Here is a 15,957-nt window from a genome sequence, read left to right on the forward strand (position 1 = left end):
ATGTATGTAAAGAAAGTTAAAGAAGTAGAGAGTACGATTATCGGAGCAGGGCAGGGTACTTCAAGGCAGGTTCTCATCAGTCCGGAGGAAGGTCCGAACTTCGCGATGAGAAAATTTGTTATGCAGCCCGGGGGTGATATCCCCGCTCATACCAACGCAGTTGAGCATGAGCAGTACGTGCTTGGTGGCAGGGCTCGGATTGGAATTGGAGACGAGGTGTATAACGTCGAGAAGGATGACGTAGTCTTTATTCCTGCCGGGGTGCCGCACTGGTATGAAGTTGATGGCGATGAGCCTTTTGAGTTTCTGTGTCTTGTGCCGAATCTTGAAGATAAGATAGAGCTTATAAAATGATCGTACCTGGGCTTATCTGAGTCTTGCGGTGTGTTTGAACCATACGGGAAACAGCAATTGCCGTAAATTACGCTGTGATTGCCTGTTTACCTTGGTCACTTCAGGACTTGCGGGCAATGTAAAAGCCATAGCTGTAATAGTTCCGGTATTTTTCATAGAGCGTGATTTCGTTTGTTTCCGCATCAATGACCTCCTTTGCTTCCTCGGTATCGTGCTTGGCCAGAAATGCATCAAAGCCGCTTCGTAGCGGATCGTAGTAGTTATCAATCCAGCAAGATACAGGCAAAGGGAAATAGCCCTTCAGAATAAATCCTTGTTCCTCAAGCACCTTGATTTTATCCGCGGCGGTGGCAATTTCCGGATATTCATTGTCCCAGTAGGATCTGATTTCATCCGGGCGGCTCTGCGTCAGCCACGTGATTTCAGATGCGGCTAGTATGCCGCTAGGTTTTAAGAAGCGTTTGAAATAGGCAACGCTTTTTTTGAAGCCCATGTTGTAAACTGCGCCCTCGGCCCATATGGCATCAAGGCTTCCTTCTTCAAACGGCAGGTCGTCCATGGAACAGGCCAGTGTTCTGATCTTGTCGGCCAGTCCTTGTTTCTCAGCATTGGTCGTCAGCACACTCAGAAATTCGGGGAACAGATCAACGGCTGTGATGTTGGCATTCAGATTTTCCGCCAGCACCAACGTTGAGGCTCCGGTTCCGCACCCTATATCGGCAACCTGCAGTATCTCGGAAGCACAGGATAAACCCGACAGGGTTATCGCCATTTTCGTTTGCTCTTCGCTTCCCGGACCCTGCCGGTCGTTGCTCTTGTGCAAGTCAATCAATAATTCCCAGTTCATCTCTAATTCCGCATTCTGATTTCTCTTGCAATTGAGGTTAGTACCAATCTCTGGCTTTTGAAATTATACCGTCAGGGGCGTAAGAAATTCGTTTCAAGTCAATGGCGGAGAGAGTGGGATTCGAACCCACGAGGGAGCGTAAACCCCCTACACGCTTTCCAGGCGTGCACCTTCGGCCACTCGGTCATCTCTCCGTGCAGTTTTCTGTTCTAATGACACTACGGAACTGTCGTTTTTTCGGGAGTTTCATAAACAATTTTCCGCAGTTTGTGAAAAACCCTCTCTAGTTTAACAAGAGAATCGGGGTTTGTTAAACTATCAAAATGCCAGAGAAATGGAAGCTTCAAAAGAGCACTCCACTCAACGACTACAGAATTTTTTCGACGAAAAAGAAAAGCACCGTCTCGCCCAAAGACGGTACCGTCCACGACTTCTACGTAATGGACGCTCCCGACTGGGTTAACATTATCGCCGTTACGCCCGCCGGTGAAATCGTTTTAATAAAGCAGTTTCGCCACGGCACCGGAGAGATCACGCTTGAGATCCCGGGCGGAATGATTGATCCGGGGGAAAGTCCTGCTGAGTGCGCGCGCAGAGAGCTCCTTGAGGAAACGGGATTCACCTCCACTAGGTGGGAGCAGATAGGGTGCGTCAGGCCGAACCCGGCTTTTATGTCAAACTCCTGCTATACCTTCCTTGCATCTGGCTGTGAGCGGACGTCGGAACCGTCTTTTGACACTACAGAAGACATAGAAACCCTGCTTGTCTCTCCGCAGGAAATAAAACGATACATAAGGGAAGGCACCATAGATCACTGCATAGTGATAGCGGCGTTCGGGTTTTACTTTCTCAGGGAGTGATCCTGTTGATTTCTCCGGGTTTAGCGAGAATAATAGTCCCCTATCTTAAGGGCGGGTGGCGGAATAGGTAGACGCGACGGCCTCAAAAGCCGTTGGGCTTTAGCCCGTGAGGGTTCGATTCCCTCTCCGCCCAGAAAAAAGCTTCCGCTTCCCTCTCTCTAAGCCCCGTATCCTCAGTACCTGGCCATTTCCGAGTCGTACTTCTCAGCCCACTCGTCTATGCCGCCCTTGAGGTTCTTAACCTTGCTGAAACCCTGCTCGGCAAGGAAAGTCGCGGCCTTCATGCTTCTCCCACCGTGGTGGCAGTGAACGACTATGTCGTCCTTGGGGTCAAGCTCGTCCGTTCTGTCCTTGAGTTCGCCGAGGGGAATAAGCCTTGAGCCCTCGATGTTGCATATCTCGTACTCATGGGGCTCTCTCACGTCGATCAGAACGAAGTTGGCCTCGTTTTCCTTGATAGAGCTGAACTCCTCAACGGTTATCTCCTCGACCTTGGGTTTTTCCTCTTCAACCTCTTCGCCTCGGCCGATACCGCAGAACTCCTGGTAGTCTATGAGTTCGGTCACGGTCGCGTTCTCGCCGCAGACGGGGCAGTCAGGATCTTTTCGGAGCTTCAGTATCCTCGGCTCCATGTTGAGGACGTCAATAAAGAGAAGCCTTCCTATAAGGGGCGTCCCCTCGCCGATTATAAGCTTTACGACCTCTGATGCCTGAATGGTTCCCACAACTCCGGGCAGTATTCCCAGCACTCCTCCTTCGGCGCAGCTCGGCACCAGTCCCGGGGGAGGGGGCTCTGGATAGAGACACCTGTAGCAGGGGCCTCTTTTCGCGTCGAACACGCTTACCTGACCCTCGAACCTGAAGATGCTTCCGTAGACGTTCGGAATTCCGAGGAAAACACAGGCATCGTTTGTGAGATACCTCGTGGCGAAATTGTCCGTCCCGTCGACGACCACGTCATAGTCTTTCATTATGTCCATGGCGTTGTCCGAATTCAGCATCTCGTTATAGGTAACGATATTGGTATCGGAGTTAAGTTCCAGGAGACGGTCTCTTGCGGATTCCACCTTGGGAGTGCCAACGGTCTTCTCGCTGTGGATCACCTGCCTTTGCAGGTTGCTGAAATCGACAACGTCGAAGTCCAGTATTCCCAGTGTGCCGACCCCCGCGGCCGTGAGGTATAGAGCAAGCGGAGACCCGAGCCCTCCGGCGCCGATACAGAGGACCTTTGAGTTTTTGAGTTTTTTCTGTCCCTCAATGCCGACTTCGGGCATTATAAGGTGCCTGCTGTACCTAGTTATCTCCTGGTTGCTCAAGTCCATTTTGAATACCTTCCTTGCGATCTAAAATATTCAGACACTAAAGTTAGTACATGATTTGCATATTTTCAAACCGCAAACGCAACTTTCCCGTCAGTTAAGAAACGGGATTTTTCCCCAGGAAACAAAATAACCGGATTCTTAGTTCCCTTAGGAAGTCTTTATTACGTTTGTTGCGGTGGGTCCTTTTTTACCTTGAACGATCTCAAAGGTTACTTCGTCACCCTCATTGAGAGTCTTGTAACCCTCGCCCTCAATAGCGGTGTAGTGAACAAAAACATCATCCTGCACTTCGTTGGATGTTATAAATCCATAGCCTTTGGAGCTATTAAACCATTTTACAGTTCCCTGCATTATAATACCTACCTCTAAATTAATATTTGCGGGATTATTCCACACCTCTATTGCTTTGTCAAACTGTACCTCCTCCGTTTCCAGAGAAAATCCTGGGTACGGAGGAGTCCATACAGTAGTTCTCAAAGTGTTTCGCTGTATACCTGCGTGGACCTAAAATCCGCGCGAAGCGAACTCTTAAGCAGGCACAACGTTTGTTGCGGTGGGTCCTTTTTTACCTTGAGTGATCTCAAAGGTTACTTCGTCGCCTTCATTGAGAGTCTTGTAACCCTCGCCCTCAATAGCGGTGTAATGAACAAAAACATCATCCTGTACTTCGCTGGATGTTATAAATCCATAGCCTTTGGAGCTATTAAACCATTTTACAGTTCCCTGCATTATAATACCTACCTCTAGAAATTTAATATCCGCGGGATTATTCCAGACCTCTATCGCTTTGTCAAATAGAATTTTTCCTTCTCTAGGAAGAATTCTAGGTTAGTGAGGAAACTATATAGTGGCTCTCAGAACTTTTCGCAGTATAATTACGTGCATCTCAAATCCGCACAAAGCGGATTCTTAAGCAGGTATAAAATCAATGGAAGACAGGAAGAAAAAAAGAATCTACATTTTCTGCGTAGCGCTGTTTCTGCTCGGAGGGGGGCTTTTCTTTTATAACGTAGTGAAAAGTTTCACGGGGCTCGGCGCGACGCTTAACGAATACACTTTTCCGGGAAGCCACTCAATCAGGCTTGAGGAGGAGGGGGTTTATTCAATCTACCACCAGTACAAGAGCGCTTTCGATGAAGGAGAGACAGGCGGGGACTCCGGCGATGAGAGCTCGATAGTCGTTTACCTGAGAAAAGCTTCCGACGCGGAAAACGTGGAACTCAAGGTGCCCGATTCTAAGAAAAGGTACAGTTACATGGGAAAGAGGGGAGTGAAGATATTCGAGTTCGAAAACCCCGGGGCGACAGATTACGTGATCCAGTCTTTTACAAGTGTAGCTTCGCAACCACCCCTGTACACATTGGTTGTTGAGCGCGGCTTCGAGATAACAAGGCTCAAGGGGATACTTATCTCCCAGGCGTTTTTGCTTGTACCGACCCTTTTCGCGATAATACTTTTCATGCGCACCTACATAAGGAGCTGACCAAGGCGCATGTTCAGAGACGTAAAATCCCGGGTTCTAGCTTTTGACATAGAGTGGGTTCCCGACCCCGAGTCGGGAAAGGCCGCGTACGGACTTCCGGGGGATATGTCCGATCGCGAGGTGACCGAGTTCATGTGGCAGCAGGGCGGGGCGACCGAGGAAGAGCCGATGCCGTTTCTCAAGACGGTCCTCTCGAAAATAGTTTCCATCTCGATGGTCTTCCGGGAAGCGGAGAGAGACGGAACGGCTTCAAGGCTCAAGCTTCACTCGATTCCGTCGATTCCGACTTCTGAAGAGGATTGCTCGGAGAGAAGAATCATAGAAGACTTTTTCAGGATTCTCGACAAGCACCACCCGCAGCTCGTGGGATATAACTCCTCGGGTTCCGACATACCGATTCTTGCCCAAAGAATGATCAAGCACGGACTCCAAGGTGGTTTTTTCACGCAGAGACCTAACAGGCCTTGGGAAGGGGCCGATTTTTTTGCCCGCGGAAGCGACTGGAACGTCGATTTGATGCGTTGCGTAAGCGCCTGGGGGAAAGGCACCCCGTCTCTTCACGAAATATCGGTCGTGAGCGGAATCCCGGGTAAGATGGAGGGGGTGGATGGAAAGCAGGTTGCTCCGATGTGGCTTGAGGGAAGACTTGACGAGATAGTCGCCTATAACGAGTGCGACGCTCTTACTACCTATCTTCTTTGGCTCAGGATGGCCCACTCGATCGGACACTTCGATTCAGAGCAGTACGCGGAGGAGCAGCGGCTGCTTCGCGAAATGATAAGGCAAGAGGCCGAGAGCCCCGAAAGGCGACGGCACCTTCTGGCTTACCTCTCAAAGTGGGAGAGCCTGAGCAGGGCAGGGGCGGATGAGTAAGCAGCCCGACAGCCGTGGCATTGCCGTCTTTTCCTTCTACAAGTTCGTTGATCTTGACGGCCTTTTCGAAATAAAGAACTCCCTGCTCTCGCTTTGCGGGGAAAACGGCATAAACGGCACCTTCATTCTCGCTTCTGAGGGAATAAACGCCACCGTGGCGGGTCCCCGGGAGGGCATAGACGGGCTTATTGCCCATCTTGAGAGCGACACCAGGCTCTCGGGTGCGCAGTACAAGCTTAGTTACAACAAGAAAAGCCCATTTCACCGGCTTAAGGTGAAATTCAAGAAGGAGTTGGTCTCCATGGGCGTAAGCGCCATAAAGCCGCAGCGTCTCTCGGGGCAGCGCATACCGCCCGAGCAGTGGAATGAGCTTATAAGCCGCTCCGACGTGCTTCTTATAGACACAAGAAACGATTACGAAAACCGCGTCGGAACCTTCAGGGGCGCCGTGAATCCCGAGACGGAGCACTTCAGGGAGTTTCCCGAGTACGTGAGGAAAAACCTCGACCCCGCGGAGCACAAGGAGGTTGCGATGTTCTGCACGGGCGGGATAAGGTGCGAGAAAGCGACATCCTATCTTCTCGAGCGGGGATTTCAGCGGGTGTATCAACTTGAAGGAGGGGTGCTTTCCTACCTCGAGCGGGTTCCGCGCGAGCAGAGCCTCTGGGAAGGGGAGTGTTTCGTGTTTGACGACCGCACCTCGGTCAGCCACGACCTTTCTAGGGGAATCTGGAGCACATGCAGAAACTGCAGGGCCCCCGTATCTCCGGAGGACAGGGAATCCGAGGAGTTCCGTGAGGGAATATCGTGCCCCCGCTGCCACGCAAAGCTTACTCCAGAGAGGATTTCATCGCTTGAGGAAAGACAGAAGCAGATGAGGCTTGCCAGAGAGAGAAACCGCAAACATCTCGGGGCCGTAATAAAAAGAGGGAGCGCGAAACGGGCGCAGGGTTAATCTCGGGCTTCGAGTTCGTCCTTTAAGATCTTGTAGTCTATGCTGTCGACAAGAGCTTTCCAGCTCGCTTCCACTATGTTGTCGGAAACCCCCACCGTGCTCCATCTCTTCTCCCCGTCTCCCGATTCCACAAGCACCCTTACCACGGAGTCGGTACCGCCCGACCTCGACACTACCCTTACCCTGTAATCGAACAGCCTCAGGGTCTTAAGACTCGGGAAGAATTTCTCAAGCGATTTCCGAAGCGCCCTGTCTATCGCACTTACGGGGCCGGTTCCCCTTGCCACTGTATATTCCGTGACGCCGTTTACTCGGACTTCCGCGGTGGCCTCCGAGAGCGGCTCCTCGTCACCTTCCCGTTTTTCGACCAGTGTCCGGGTGTTTTTCAGGTGAAACCGCTTTTTGTATGTTCCGAGGGTTTTTCTCACCAGCAGTTCAAAGGACGCGTCCGCCCCCTCGAACTCGTAACCCTGGTTTTCCAGAACCTTAAGTTCGTTCAGTATCTCGAGGATTCTTTCGTCCTTGGGGTCTATTTCCACTCCCAGTTCCTGCGCCTTATAAGCTATGTTGGCCCGTCCGGAGAGGTCAGAGACCAGCACCCGCCTCCTGTTGCCGACGCTCTGGGGCTCTACGTGCTCGTAGGTGTCTGAATTCTTCATTACGGCGCTTACGTGTATTCCCCCTTTGTGAGCGAAGGCGCTCTCACCGACAAATGCCTGTTTCTTAAGAGGTGCAAGATTGGTGAGCTCATGAATGAAGTGGGACACGGAATAGAGTTTTTTCAGGTCCTCTGCGGAGATGGAATCCATCCCGAGCTTCAGGGCGATATTCGGTATTATGGCGCAGAGATTGGCGTTTCCGCACCGCTCCCCGTAGCCGTTCATGGTTCCCTGGACCTGGGATGCTCCCTCCCTTACGGCGTAAAGGGTGTTAGCGACCCCGACTTCGCTGTCGTTATGGGTGTGTATTCCTAGGCTCGGGTTATCGAACATGCCGTTAACTTCCCTTATGGCGCCCTCGACGTCCCAAGGCATGGAGCCGCCGTTTGTGTCACATAAAACGACCGTGTCGACTCCCGCCCCGTAGGCGGTCTCAAGAACCTTCGCTGAGTACTCGGAGTTTCTCTTCCAGCCGTCAAAAAAATGCTCGGCGTCAAAAAACACCTTGTCCACGTGGCGTTTCAGGTACTCGATCGAGTCGTGTACGAGCTCGAGGTTCTCTTCAAGCTCTATTTTGAGAGCTTCTGTGACCTGGAAGTCCCAGCTTTTCCCGACGATCGTCACGACCGGGGTTTCGGCCTCCAGAAGCGCCTGTATGCTAGCGTCTTCCTCGCAGCTTTTCCTTGCGCGTCTTGTGCTTCCGAAAGCCGCGACGCTCGCGTTTTTAAGCCCCAGTTTCTTCGCTTCCTCAAAATACCCCTTGTCCCTCTCGTTAGAGCCGGGCCATCCGCCCTCGATGTAATGCACCCCGAGGTCATCCAGTCTTTGCGTTATCCGGATCTTGTCGTGTATGGAAAAGGATATGTTTTCCCCCTGGGTTCCGTCACGCAGGGTCACGTCGTATATCTCAACGGTTCTCGAATTACTCATCGGTTTTTCCAAGATTAAAGGCGTTGTGAAGAGTTCTTACTGCGGTCTCCGTGTCTTTTTCCTCAAGCACGCAGGAGATTTTTATTTCCGAAGTGCTTATCATCATAATGTTAATTCCCTCGTTTGCAAGGGTCTTGAACATGCGCGAAGCCACTCCGGAGTGGGTCTTCATCCCCAATCCCACCAGGGAGACCTTGGAGATAAGGTTGTCGGAGAGCACCTGCTTTCCCCCTAGCTCCCGGGCCATCTTCTCAGAGAGTTCTATTGATTTCTTGAAATCCGACTTGGGCACGGTGAACGTGAGGTCGGTAAACCCTTCCGTGCTCACGTTCTGAACGATCATGTCGACCACGATGTTATTGTCCGCTAGCGACGAGAAGAGCTTGGCCGCTATGCCGGGCTGATCGGGCACTTGGGTCACGGTGATCTTAGCCTGATCCCTGTCGTAAGAAACTCCCGATACCAGAACTTCTTCCATGGATTTCATAACTTTTTCCTCATCCAAGACCCACGTTCCTTCGTCCTCGGGCCTCGGAGTTGACTTAACATGTATAGGCACTTTAAATTTTTTTGCAAATTCCACCGCGCGGGCCTGAAGCACCTTGGAGCCCAAGGACGCCATCTCGAGCATCTCGTCATAGGAGATACAGTTGAGTTTTCTTGCGTCGGGACAGATCCCGGGATCCGTGGTGTATACCCCGTCCACGTCATCCTTGTAGAGTTCGCACGCGTCGGCTCCCATCACGGCCGCGAGCGCCACCGCGGTCAGGTCGGAGCCTCCCCGCCCGAGCGTGGTAAGATTCCCGTTCTCGTCGACTCCCTGGAATCCCGCTACTACGACCGCTTTTTTTTCACTCAGGGCGACACGGATGTTTCTGTCGTCAATCGATTTTATCTTCGCCTTGGAGTAAATGTTGTCGGTGGTGATCCTTATCTGGTGTCCCTGGAAAGATATCGCGTCCTGCCCGAGCGATTTTATAGTCATCGCCACAAGGCCGGAGGATACCTGCTCCCCGCTTGAGGTTATAACGTCAAACTCCCTTTCATCGGGAGGATCCATTATCTCTTTTGCGAGGCCGACCAGCCTGTCGGTTTCCCCAGCCATGGCGGAAACCACCGCTATCACGTCGTTTTTCTTCTTTTTCGTTGCTACTATATGCTCGGCTACGCGCCTTATTTTCTCGATGCTAGCAACGCTTGTTCCGCCGTATTTCTGAACGACAAGAGCCATTTTCCCTTACCTGCAACCTTTATTGTTCTCGATTCCTCATCCCCTCGGGGCGGGAATTGGATATCAATTATAACAGCGTTTCCCGGTAATACATCCCGTACCTTGTCCGCCCATTCCACGACGGAAACTCCGTCTCCGTAGAAAAATTCCTCATAACCCGTATCCTCGAACTCCGCCCCGCCAGACAGCCTGTAGACATCGAAGTGAAAAAGAGGCACGCTGCCTTCGTAGCAGTTCATTATGACGAATGTGGGGCTGTTGGGTTCATCCTCTATTCCCAGGCCGCGGGCAAGACCCTTGGCGAAAACCGTTTTTCCCGCCCCGAGATCTCCCGTGAGTCCCACTACGGAGCCCCGGGGTATGAGTTTCCCCAGTATCTCGCCGCAAAGCATAGTCTGCTCGGGTTTGCTCACTTCTAGTAGGAATGCGGGGTCCATGGGAACTATCTTACCGTGGCGAAATGCCTTTCTTTCGTGGATGAGATGACGGAATTTCTTGAAGCGGGGATTTTACGCGATATTTCAGAGGCGGTAAAGCCCGCGGTGCCCGTTTCATCTAAAAGAAGGTCGGCCGCGTGGCCGTGGAGGAAGACGCCGAGCAGGCAGGACTGAAGGGGGTCGTATCCCTGGGCCGCGAGTCCCCCGATTATTCCCGTAAGCACGTCTCCGGTTCCGGCCGTGGCCATGGCGGAATTTCCGGTCGGGTTTATGAACACCTCCCCGCCGGGAGTGGAGACGACCGTTCTCGCTCCCTTAAGAACGACGTAGCAGCCGTATTTTTCGGAAAAACGGGTCGAGATCCCGACGCGGTCATCCTGCACCTGTTTTGTTCTTACGCCGCAGAGTCTTGCCATTTCCCCTGGGTGCGGAGTTATTACCGCGGGAATTTCCGTTTTCCTTAGAATCTCGGGGTTCTTTGAAACTATGTTAAGGGCGTCGGCATCGAGCGTGACCGGCACTTCGCACTGGGTTATCACCTTCTCAAGAAACTTCCCTGCGCTTTTGGAAGTCGATATCCCGGGGCCGACGGCAAGAGCCGTCTTTTTGCCTTCAAGTTCCCGGAGCACCTCTTCGTAGGCGTCGGGATGGAAGGTTCCGTCCTTTGAGTCCTTAAGCGAAACGGACATTACCTCGGTTGTCTTTTCCTCAACAGCCGAGGATATGCTTTTTGGAACCCCCAGGGTTACGAGTCCGCTTCCGGCGCGAAGGGCTGCCTCGGCGGAGAGGACCGCAGCCCCGCTTTTTCCCGGAGAGCCTGCGAGCACGAGAAGGTGTCCGTAGGTTCCTTTGTGTGAATCGGCGGCCCTTTTTTTAATGAGGCCCCGGCATTTTTGAAACGTGAGAAGTTCAAGGGGAAGGTTCTCCCAAAGCGTTTTGGGAATTGTTATGTCCGTTACGCAGAGTTTTCCCGAGTAATCCACTCCCGGGTGAATGCACATCCCGAGTTTCGCCGGGGCGAAGGTGACGGTAACGTCGGCCTGCACGGCTGCCCCGAGAGGTTGCCCCGTATCGGCGTCAAGTCCCGAGGGTATGTCGACGGAAATGCGCCGGGCGCTCTGGCGGTTTATGAATTTTATGAGCTTCTCGTAAAACCCTTCCACCTTCCTGTCGAGCCCGGTACCGAAGATGGCGTCGACTATGACTTCCGTATCCTTTATCCTGGGAAGCTTTCCGCCGAGCTCCCTTACGTCGGCTTCGATCTCGAGAAGCGAGTCGAGGTTCGTTTTCGCGTCACCCCTGTAGCGTTCCTTTTTCTCTGCGATGTGGACGCTTACCTCTTTTCCCGAGGAAATAAGATGGCGCGCGATTACGAAACCGTCCCCTGCGTTGTTTCCGGCGCCGCAGATGACCGCCATCTTCTTTGCGGAAGGACACTCGGCGAGGATGACCGACGCCACGGCTCTTCCGGCGTTCTCCATAAGCACGACGCCCGGAACTCCGAATTCCTCAATCGTCCTTCGGTCTATTTCCCTTGAGATCTGCTTGGTTGAAAGTTTCATGGTTCTCTGGGGCTGGTCCCCCGGATTTGCCTATTTCCCCATACCGCCTGCTCCGGTGGGTCTTGTATCTCCGAGGTTTTCTATATGCGCGCTGATGAATTCCTCGGCGTGATCAAAGCAGAAATAGTAGGAAAGAAGAGTGCTGCCGCTTCGGTTAACCGTGATCAGCTGGTAGTGGCGACTGCAGATATCCATTCCGCACCTGACGCACTGCTTGATCTGGTTTCTTTCTCCCGAAAGTTCGCATTGCTCCCCTCCGGGACTTACGTGATCACACTGGTAGATTTCAACTTCTATTGTTTTTACCGACAAGTGCTTTACCTCCCCTTGGTTTCTTCATTAATTATACAGTTTTGCGTAAGTGTTTGGTAAATCACGCGGATAATTTATAATAGACGGGAAGGATAGAGTTGATGATACATCCAAGACAGGCCCTAAACGGCACATTAAAGTATTTCTACATAAAGGCCACCGGAAGGCCGAAACTCCTCAATCTTGAGATAACAAAGCTTTGCAACGCCCGCTGCGATTTCTGCGACTACTGGCAGACAAAACACGAAGAGCGTCTTTCTGACTACACTCCCGTAATAAAGAAAATAAACCCCCTCGTCACGGTTATCACGGGCGGGGAGCCTATGATCAGAAAGGATCTTCCCGATATCGTGAGACAGATAAAGGGATGCTCCATATTCATTTTCACTTCCATGGTCACCAAGGGAGATTTCCTTACCGAGGACAAAACTGAAGAGCTTTTCGACGCGGGGATGGATCAGATCGCCGTTTCCCTTGATTTTCCGGGCGAAAAGCACGACACATACAGAGGCATTCCGGGTCTCTGGAAAAAGCTGTCGGAAACCCTGCCCGAACTGGCGGAGCGGTTTCCCGACAAAAGCCTCGTGCTTAACACCATAATAATGGAAGACAATCTCGACGAGGTGGTCGAGATAGCGAAGAAGGCCAGGGAGTGGGGAATAGCCATATCCTTCAGCTCCTACTCGGTCATGAAAACCAACAACGAAGACCACTTCGTGAAAAGGGAAGCTCTCTCGAAGGTAAGTGACCTTGTAGAGGAACTGATCGCGCTTCGAAAGAAGTGGAAGGGGACGATACTCTCAACCGAGTACTACCTGAGGGAAATCCCGGGCTATTTTGAGAGGGGAAGCGTTCCCGACTGCCTGGCCGGCATCAATCAGATACACGTTACCCCGAGCGGACACTTAAAACGCTGCTCCGAGATGCCCGTGGCTGCCCACTACAGCGAATACAGACCGGATCTTTACGAAAAAACCAAGTGCACTTCCTGCTGGTACAGCTGCAGGGGTGAGACCCAGAGCCCGGCGAACGTCAAAAGGGCCATGGAATACATGGGAATCTATATCTAAGACGTAGCCGAACTGGTCTGCTGTTCGAAATATCTGACTACGGAAGAATGGAAGAAGTTGTCTTCACTTGTGGAGAAAATTCTTGAGACCATTGTTGCATTTATAATATAGTCCATAAAAAAACAAACGCTTTAAAAGAATTAGGAGAGAAATGGAATGAAAGAAAGTTACGATACTCTCAATGTCGAGGAAATAGACTTTGACATTGACAACCCTAGGATAAAAATGGCCTTAGAAAAATACGGGGACCGATTGAATGCGGAACGTATTTATTTTGCTTTGCGGACCGCGACGGATGGGGAGCAAAAAACTTCTTCTTTTTCCAGCCTGAAGGATTCAATTCACGCTAACAAAGGAATAACGCAACCGATCACGGTTGTATTGGTAGGAGATAAAAAAATTTGCATTGATGGAAATTCCCGCCTTGCAATATATAAGGATTTCCTCAAGCAAGAAATCCCCGGTGATTGGTCTCGAATTAAAGCTCTGGTTATCGAAGGCGCGAGCCAGCGAGATATAGAGACAATCCGTGTATCGGCCCATCTCGTCGGTGTCAGAGAATGGCCTGCCTATGAAAAGGCTAGATATCTTGATTATCTTCGCAACCAAGAGTTCATGGAATACGAAGAGATAATAGCTCTTTGCGGAGGTGACAGAAACAAAATAGAACGTCAAATTGATGCTTACCGAGACATGAACGAATATTATCGAGATATCGTTGACGATACGGCATTTCGTATTGACAGATTTAGCGGTTTTGTAGAACTTCAGAAGCAAAATGTAAAGGATGCCATATTCCAGGCTGGATTTGAGCTAACGGATTTCGGGGAATGGATTCGGGATGGCAAGATACACCGCTTGGCTGATGTACGTCACTTGCCCAAAGTCCTTCATGATGACGAGGCTAGGGAAACTTTCCTTAATGGGGGTCTACGTTCCATAGAAGATGCGATAAAGTTGCTTGACAGAAAGAATCCCAAGTTTGCTACGGCAACTTTGGAGAATGCTACTATATATCAGATAGCGGATATTCTCGCACGGCGTATTAATGACCTACCTTATTCTGAAGTCCGCTCTCTAAGAGAAAAAGAGCACGAAGATGTCATTGAAAATATAAACTCTCTGGAAGATTTATCCATTCGTTTAGAGAACCTTCTTGAAGATGTCTCAGAGTGAAGCACACAAAGCCTTGGTAAAAGGGGTAGTGGTTGCTTTGAGGTCTCGATTTACAAACATCTCAATACGGATAGACCTACAGCAAAATCCAGGAGACGAAGTGCCGCCGAAGATTGACCGCTTTAGACCTGATGTATACGCCACGCAGAAGCGAGGATATCCCGTTGTCATTGCGGAAGCCAAGACAGATGGGGATATAGACAATCGACATACGCATGACCAAGTTGTAGCCTTTATTAGATATCTGGACCGAAACGAAACGAATCTCTTCATTATGGCCGTGACCGGTTACAGAGCTGACCGTGCAAAGACCTTTCTACGCTTCATCAGGAAGGAATTACAGGTTGTTAGCACGGAAATTGAAATTTTTGACGGTTGTGATTTTTGGCGATTAGATTCGAGTGAGGGTATAAATTGGCGTTTGTACTGAGAAAACCGCCTAAATTGAGCGCTAAACATGAGGGTTACCCTTATCAACTAGATGCCGTAAGAGAGATAAAGTCTCTTCCGTACGCAGCGATTTTTCATGAGCAGGGTCTAGGCAAGACGAAAATAGCAATTGACCTCATGTTGCTTTGGCTGAGTGAAGATGTGGTTGATACGGTATTCGTGGTCACAAAAAAAACACTAGTTCAAAACTGGTGCGATGAATTGGCTTCTCACTGCCATGTAACTCCAAGGATTTTATCCGGTAATCGCCGTGACAACAGTATCTCTCTTAACTCTCCGATACTGGTCTATGTCATGAACTACGAGGTCATATCCTCAAACTTCGACTTGATACGAGATTTCCTCCGTACTTGCAGGGTTGGAGCCGTTCTGGATGAAAGCCAAAAGATCAAGAATCCGGACGCACGACTTTCAACATGTTTCCATTCACTTGCAGAAGAATTTACCCGCCGCGTAATTATGACGGGAACCCCTGTAGCTAACCGTCCTTACGATGTGTGGTCGCAGATCAAGTTTCTAGATGGTGGCGAAGCGCTAGGTGACTCGTTTGACGATTTCAAGAAGTTTGCTGACCTTCCGTCGACTCTAGGCAAAACGAAAGAATATGGTTTTCAGCTGGCAGGAATAATGGATAAACTGAAAGGGTTTTCCGTGAGAGAAACAAAGAGCTCAGCGGGGCTGAACTTGCCGAGCAAAACCATCCTGACTCATCTCGTTGCACTGGAGTCTCGCCAAGCAGCAATATATTCCTCATACAGAGACGATATGTCTTATGAACTACAGAGTGTCGATGGCTTTGTTACCGATAATGCGGAAGATATTCTGAAACGCCTTCTAAGGCTTGTTCAGTGTGCTTCGAATCCATCCCTTGTAGATGATACGTACGAAGAACTTCCTGCGAAATACCTTAAACTGGTCGAACTGCTTGACGACATCAACATTTGGTCGAACAAGGTAATTGTGTGGACCGGGTTCATTGACAACGTTGAATGGCTATGTGGCAAGCTGGAGGAATTTGTGCCACAAAAGGTGCATGGTTCTATGTCCGTTTCAGACCGAAACCAATCTATCAGAAGGTTCAAATCGAATAAAGATTGCAGGGTCTTGCTGGCCACGCCGGGTGCCGCCAAAGAAGGACTAACCTTAACAGTGGCTAACCATGCGATATTCTATGACCGAAGTTTCAGTCTTGATGACTATATTCAGGCACAGGACCGAATCCACAGGATTTCTCAGACCGAAGAGTGTTTCGTACACAACATACTCGCTAAAAACACCATTGATGAATGGGTGGATGATCTGCTGAATGCTAAGTATCAGGCAGCCCGGCTTGTACAAGGAGATATATCAAAAGACAGTTTTGACACTGAGTTTAATTTTGACCTGTCGGATGCTTTAGCACAGATACTTTTGTCCGACAAGGATAAATAGTATGA

The 15,957-nt window shown here is 50.4% G+C and carries 17 protein-coding genes and 2 tRNA genes; 9 read left to right on the forward strand and 10 right to left on the reverse strand.

The window, feature by feature from the left end; translation table 11 throughout:
• On the forward strand, positions 1-354 hold the full coding sequence (locus OXG10_06765) for a cupin domain-containing protein (protein MCY3827064.1): 354 nt from the start codon (positions 1-3) through the stop codon (positions 352-354).
• 100 nt (positions 355-454) lie between these two features.
• Here the strand turns inward: OXG10_06765 and OXG10_06770 are convergent, their stop codons facing one another.
• Together OXG10_06770 and OXG10_06775 are read right to left on the reverse strand one after the other, a co-directional pair.
• Positions 455-1,201, reverse strand: coding sequence for a methyltransferase domain-containing protein (locus OXG10_06770; protein MCY3827065.1), 747 nt, complete (start codon positions 1,199-1,201; stop codon positions 455-457).
• Positions 1,202-1,303: 102 nt separating this feature from the next.
• A tRNA-Ser gene (locus OXG10_06775) sits at positions 1,304-1,395 on the reverse strand.
• A 129-nt stretch (positions 1,396-1,524) separates the two neighbouring features.
• Here OXG10_06775 and OXG10_06780 point away from each other — a divergent pair.
• Both OXG10_06780 and OXG10_06785 read left to right on the forward strand, forming a co-directional pair.
• Complete coding sequence (locus OXG10_06780; protein ID MCY3827066.1) at positions 1,525-2,061, forward strand: NUDIX hydrolase; 537 nt, start codon at positions 1,525-1,527, stop codon at positions 2,059-2,061.
• A gap of 49 nt (positions 2,062-2,110) precedes the next feature.
• Positions 2,111-2,194: transfer RNA gene (locus tag OXG10_06785), tRNA-Leu, on the forward strand.
• A 40-nt stretch (positions 2,195-2,234) separates the two neighbouring features.
• Here the strand turns inward: OXG10_06785 and moeB are convergent.
• From moeB to OXG10_06800, 3 genes are all read right to left on the reverse strand, one after another.
• Positions 2,235-3,383: a molybdopterin-synthase adenylyltransferase MoeB gene (gene moeB, locus OXG10_06790; GenBank protein MCY3827067.1), complete on the reverse strand. Its 1,149-nt coding sequence runs from the start codon at positions 3,381-3,383 to the stop codon at positions 2,235-2,237.
• Positions 3,384-3,530: 147 nt separating this feature from the next.
• Positions 3,531-3,737 carry a cold-shock protein gene (locus tag OXG10_06795; protein ID MCY3827068.1) on the reverse strand — a complete coding sequence of 69 codons (207 nt, stop codon included), beginning with the start codon at positions 3,735-3,737 and terminating at the stop codon, positions 3,531-3,533.
• 174 nt (positions 3,738-3,911) lie between these two features.
• Positions 3,912-4,115 carry a cold-shock protein gene (locus OXG10_06800; protein MCY3827069.1) on the reverse strand — a complete coding sequence of 68 codons (204 nt, stop codon included), beginning with the start codon at positions 4,113-4,115 and terminating at the stop codon, positions 3,912-3,914.
• 196 nt (positions 4,116-4,311) lie between these two features.
• Between OXG10_06800 and OXG10_06805 the strand changes: the two genes are divergently transcribed.
• From OXG10_06805 to OXG10_06815, 3 genes are read left to right on the forward strand one after another with little or no spacing between them, the layout of a single operon-like run.
• Positions 4,312-4,866: a hypothetical protein gene (locus OXG10_06805; GenBank protein MCY3827070.1), complete on the forward strand. Its 555-nt coding sequence runs from the start codon at positions 4,312-4,314 to the stop codon at positions 4,864-4,866.
• 9 nt (positions 4,867-4,875) lie between these two features.
• A complete protein-coding gene (locus OXG10_06810; GenBank protein ID MCY3827071.1) occupies positions 4,876-5,739 on the forward strand; it encodes a hypothetical protein in 864 nt (287 codons plus the stop codon).
• On the forward strand, positions 5,732-6,694 hold the full coding sequence (locus OXG10_06815) for a rhodanese-related sulfurtransferase (protein ID MCY3827072.1): 963 nt from the start codon (positions 5,732-5,734) through the stop codon (positions 6,692-6,694). Before OXG10_06810 ends, OXG10_06815 begins: the two co-directional genes overlap by 8 nt.
• Here OXG10_06815 and cimA read toward each other — a convergent pair.
• From cimA to OXG10_06840, 5 genes are read right to left on the reverse strand one after another with little or no spacing between them, the layout of a single operon-like run.
• The gene (gene cimA, locus OXG10_06820; GenBank protein MCY3827073.1) at positions 6,691-8,283 is read right to left on the reverse strand and encodes a citramalate synthase; all 1,593 of its coding nucleotides are present in this window, start codon (positions 8,281-8,283) and stop codon (positions 6,691-6,693) included. The two genes, OXG10_06815 and cimA, sit on opposite strands and share 4 nt — an antisense overlap.
• Positions 8,276-9,514 (reverse strand): aspartate kinase, encoded by a 1,239-nt coding sequence (locus tag OXG10_06825; GenBank protein ID MCY3827074.1) that lies wholly within the window; start codon positions 9,512-9,514, stop codon positions 8,276-8,278. The genes cimA and OXG10_06825 overlap by 8 nt, the downstream gene beginning before the upstream one ends.
• On the reverse strand, positions 9,457-9,951 hold the full coding sequence (gene tsaE, locus OXG10_06830; protein ID MCY3827075.1) for a tRNA (adenosine(37)-N6)-threonylcarbamoyltransferase complex ATPase subunit type 1 TsaE: 495 nt from the start codon (positions 9,949-9,951) through the stop codon (positions 9,457-9,459). Before tsaE ends, OXG10_06825 begins: the two co-directional genes overlap by 58 nt.
• A gap of 5 nt (positions 9,952-9,956) precedes the next feature.
• Entirely contained in the window at positions 9,957-11,513 is a 1,557-nt protein-coding gene (locus OXG10_06835; protein MCY3827076.1) for an NAD(P)H-hydrate dehydratase, read from the reverse strand.
• 30 nt (positions 11,514-11,543) lie between these two features.
• Positions 11,544-11,825 carry a hypothetical protein gene (locus OXG10_06840; protein MCY3827077.1) on the reverse strand — a complete coding sequence of 94 codons (282 nt, stop codon included), beginning with the start codon at positions 11,823-11,825 and terminating at the stop codon, positions 11,544-11,546.
• A gap of 101 nt (positions 11,826-11,926) precedes the next feature.
• On the opposite strand from OXG10_06840, the gene OXG10_06845 reads away from it, so the two are divergent.
• The 3 genes from OXG10_06845 (at position 11,927) to OXG10_06855 (ending at position 15,952) form a co-directional block, all read left to right on the forward strand.
• Positions 11,927-12,895 (forward strand): radical SAM protein, encoded by a 969-nt coding sequence (locus OXG10_06845; GenBank protein MCY3827078.1) that lies wholly within the window; start codon positions 11,927-11,929, stop codon positions 12,893-12,895.
• A gap of 156 nt (positions 12,896-13,051) precedes the next feature.
• On the forward strand, positions 13,052-14,071 hold the full coding sequence (locus OXG10_06850) for a hypothetical protein (protein MCY3827079.1): 1,020 nt from the start codon (positions 13,052-13,054) through the stop codon (positions 14,069-14,071).
• Positions 14,072-14,485: 414 nt separating this feature from the next.
• Complete coding sequence (locus OXG10_06855) at positions 14,486-15,952, forward strand: DEAD/DEAH box helicase (protein MCY3827080.1); 1,467 nt, start codon at positions 14,486-14,488, stop codon at positions 15,950-15,952.
• The last annotated feature ends 5 nt before the right edge of the window (positions 15,953-15,957 follow it).

This window comes from Candidatus Dadabacteria bacterium, assembly GCA_026706695.1.
Lineage (GTDB): Bacteria > Desulfobacterota_D > UBA1144 > Nemesobacterales > Nemesobacteraceae > Nemesobacter.

Excerpts from the sequence above, each read along its gene's own strand:
- OXG10_06770 (MCY3827065.1), bottom strand. The coding sequence starts at position 1,201 with ATGAACTGGGAATTATTGATTGACTTGCACAAGAGCAACGACCGGCAG.
- OXG10_06780 (MCY3827066.1), top strand. The coding sequence starts at position 1,525 with ATGCCAGAGAAATGGAAGCTTCAAAAGAGCACTCCACTCAACGACTAC.
- OXG10_06815 (MCY3827072.1), top strand. The coding sequence starts at position 5,732 with ATGAGTAAGCAGCCCGACAGCCGTGGCATTGCCGTCTTTTCCTTCTAC.
- OXG10_06845 (MCY3827078.1), top strand. The coding sequence starts at position 11,927 with ATGATACATCCAAGACAGGCCCTAAACGGCACATTAAAGTATTTCTAC.
- moeB (MCY3827067.1), bottom strand. The coding sequence starts at position 3,383 with ATGGACTTGAGCAACCAGGAGATAACTAGGTACAGCAGGCACCTTATA.
- OXG10_06835 (MCY3827076.1), bottom strand. The coding sequence starts at position 11,513 with ATGAAACTTTCAACCAAGCAGATCTCAAGGGAAATAGACCGAAGGACG.
- OXG10_06850 (MCY3827079.1), top strand. The coding sequence starts at position 13,052 with ATGAAAGAAAGTTACGATACTCTCAATGTCGAGGAAATAGACTTTGAC.
- OXG10_06805 (MCY3827070.1), top strand. The coding sequence starts at position 4,312 with ATGGAAGACAGGAAGAAAAAAAGAATCTACATTTTCTGCGTAGCGCTG.
- OXG10_06810 (MCY3827071.1), top strand. The coding sequence starts at position 4,876 with ATGTTCAGAGACGTAAAATCCCGGGTTCTAGCTTTTGACATAGAGTGG.
- tsaE (MCY3827075.1), bottom strand. The coding sequence starts at position 9,951 with ATGGACCCCGCATTCCTACTAGAAGTGAGCAAACCCGAGCAGACTATG.
- OXG10_06825 (MCY3827074.1), bottom strand. The coding sequence starts at position 9,514 with ATGGCTCTTGTCGTTCAGAAATACGGCGGAACAAGCGTTGCTAGCATC.
- cimA (MCY3827073.1), bottom strand. The coding sequence starts at position 8,283 with ATGAGTAATTCGAGAACCGTTGAGATATACGACGTGACCCTGCGTGAC.
- OXG10_06765 (MCY3827064.1), top strand. The coding sequence starts at position 1 with ATGTATGTAAAGAAAGTTAAAGAAGTAGAGAGTACGATTATCGGAGCA.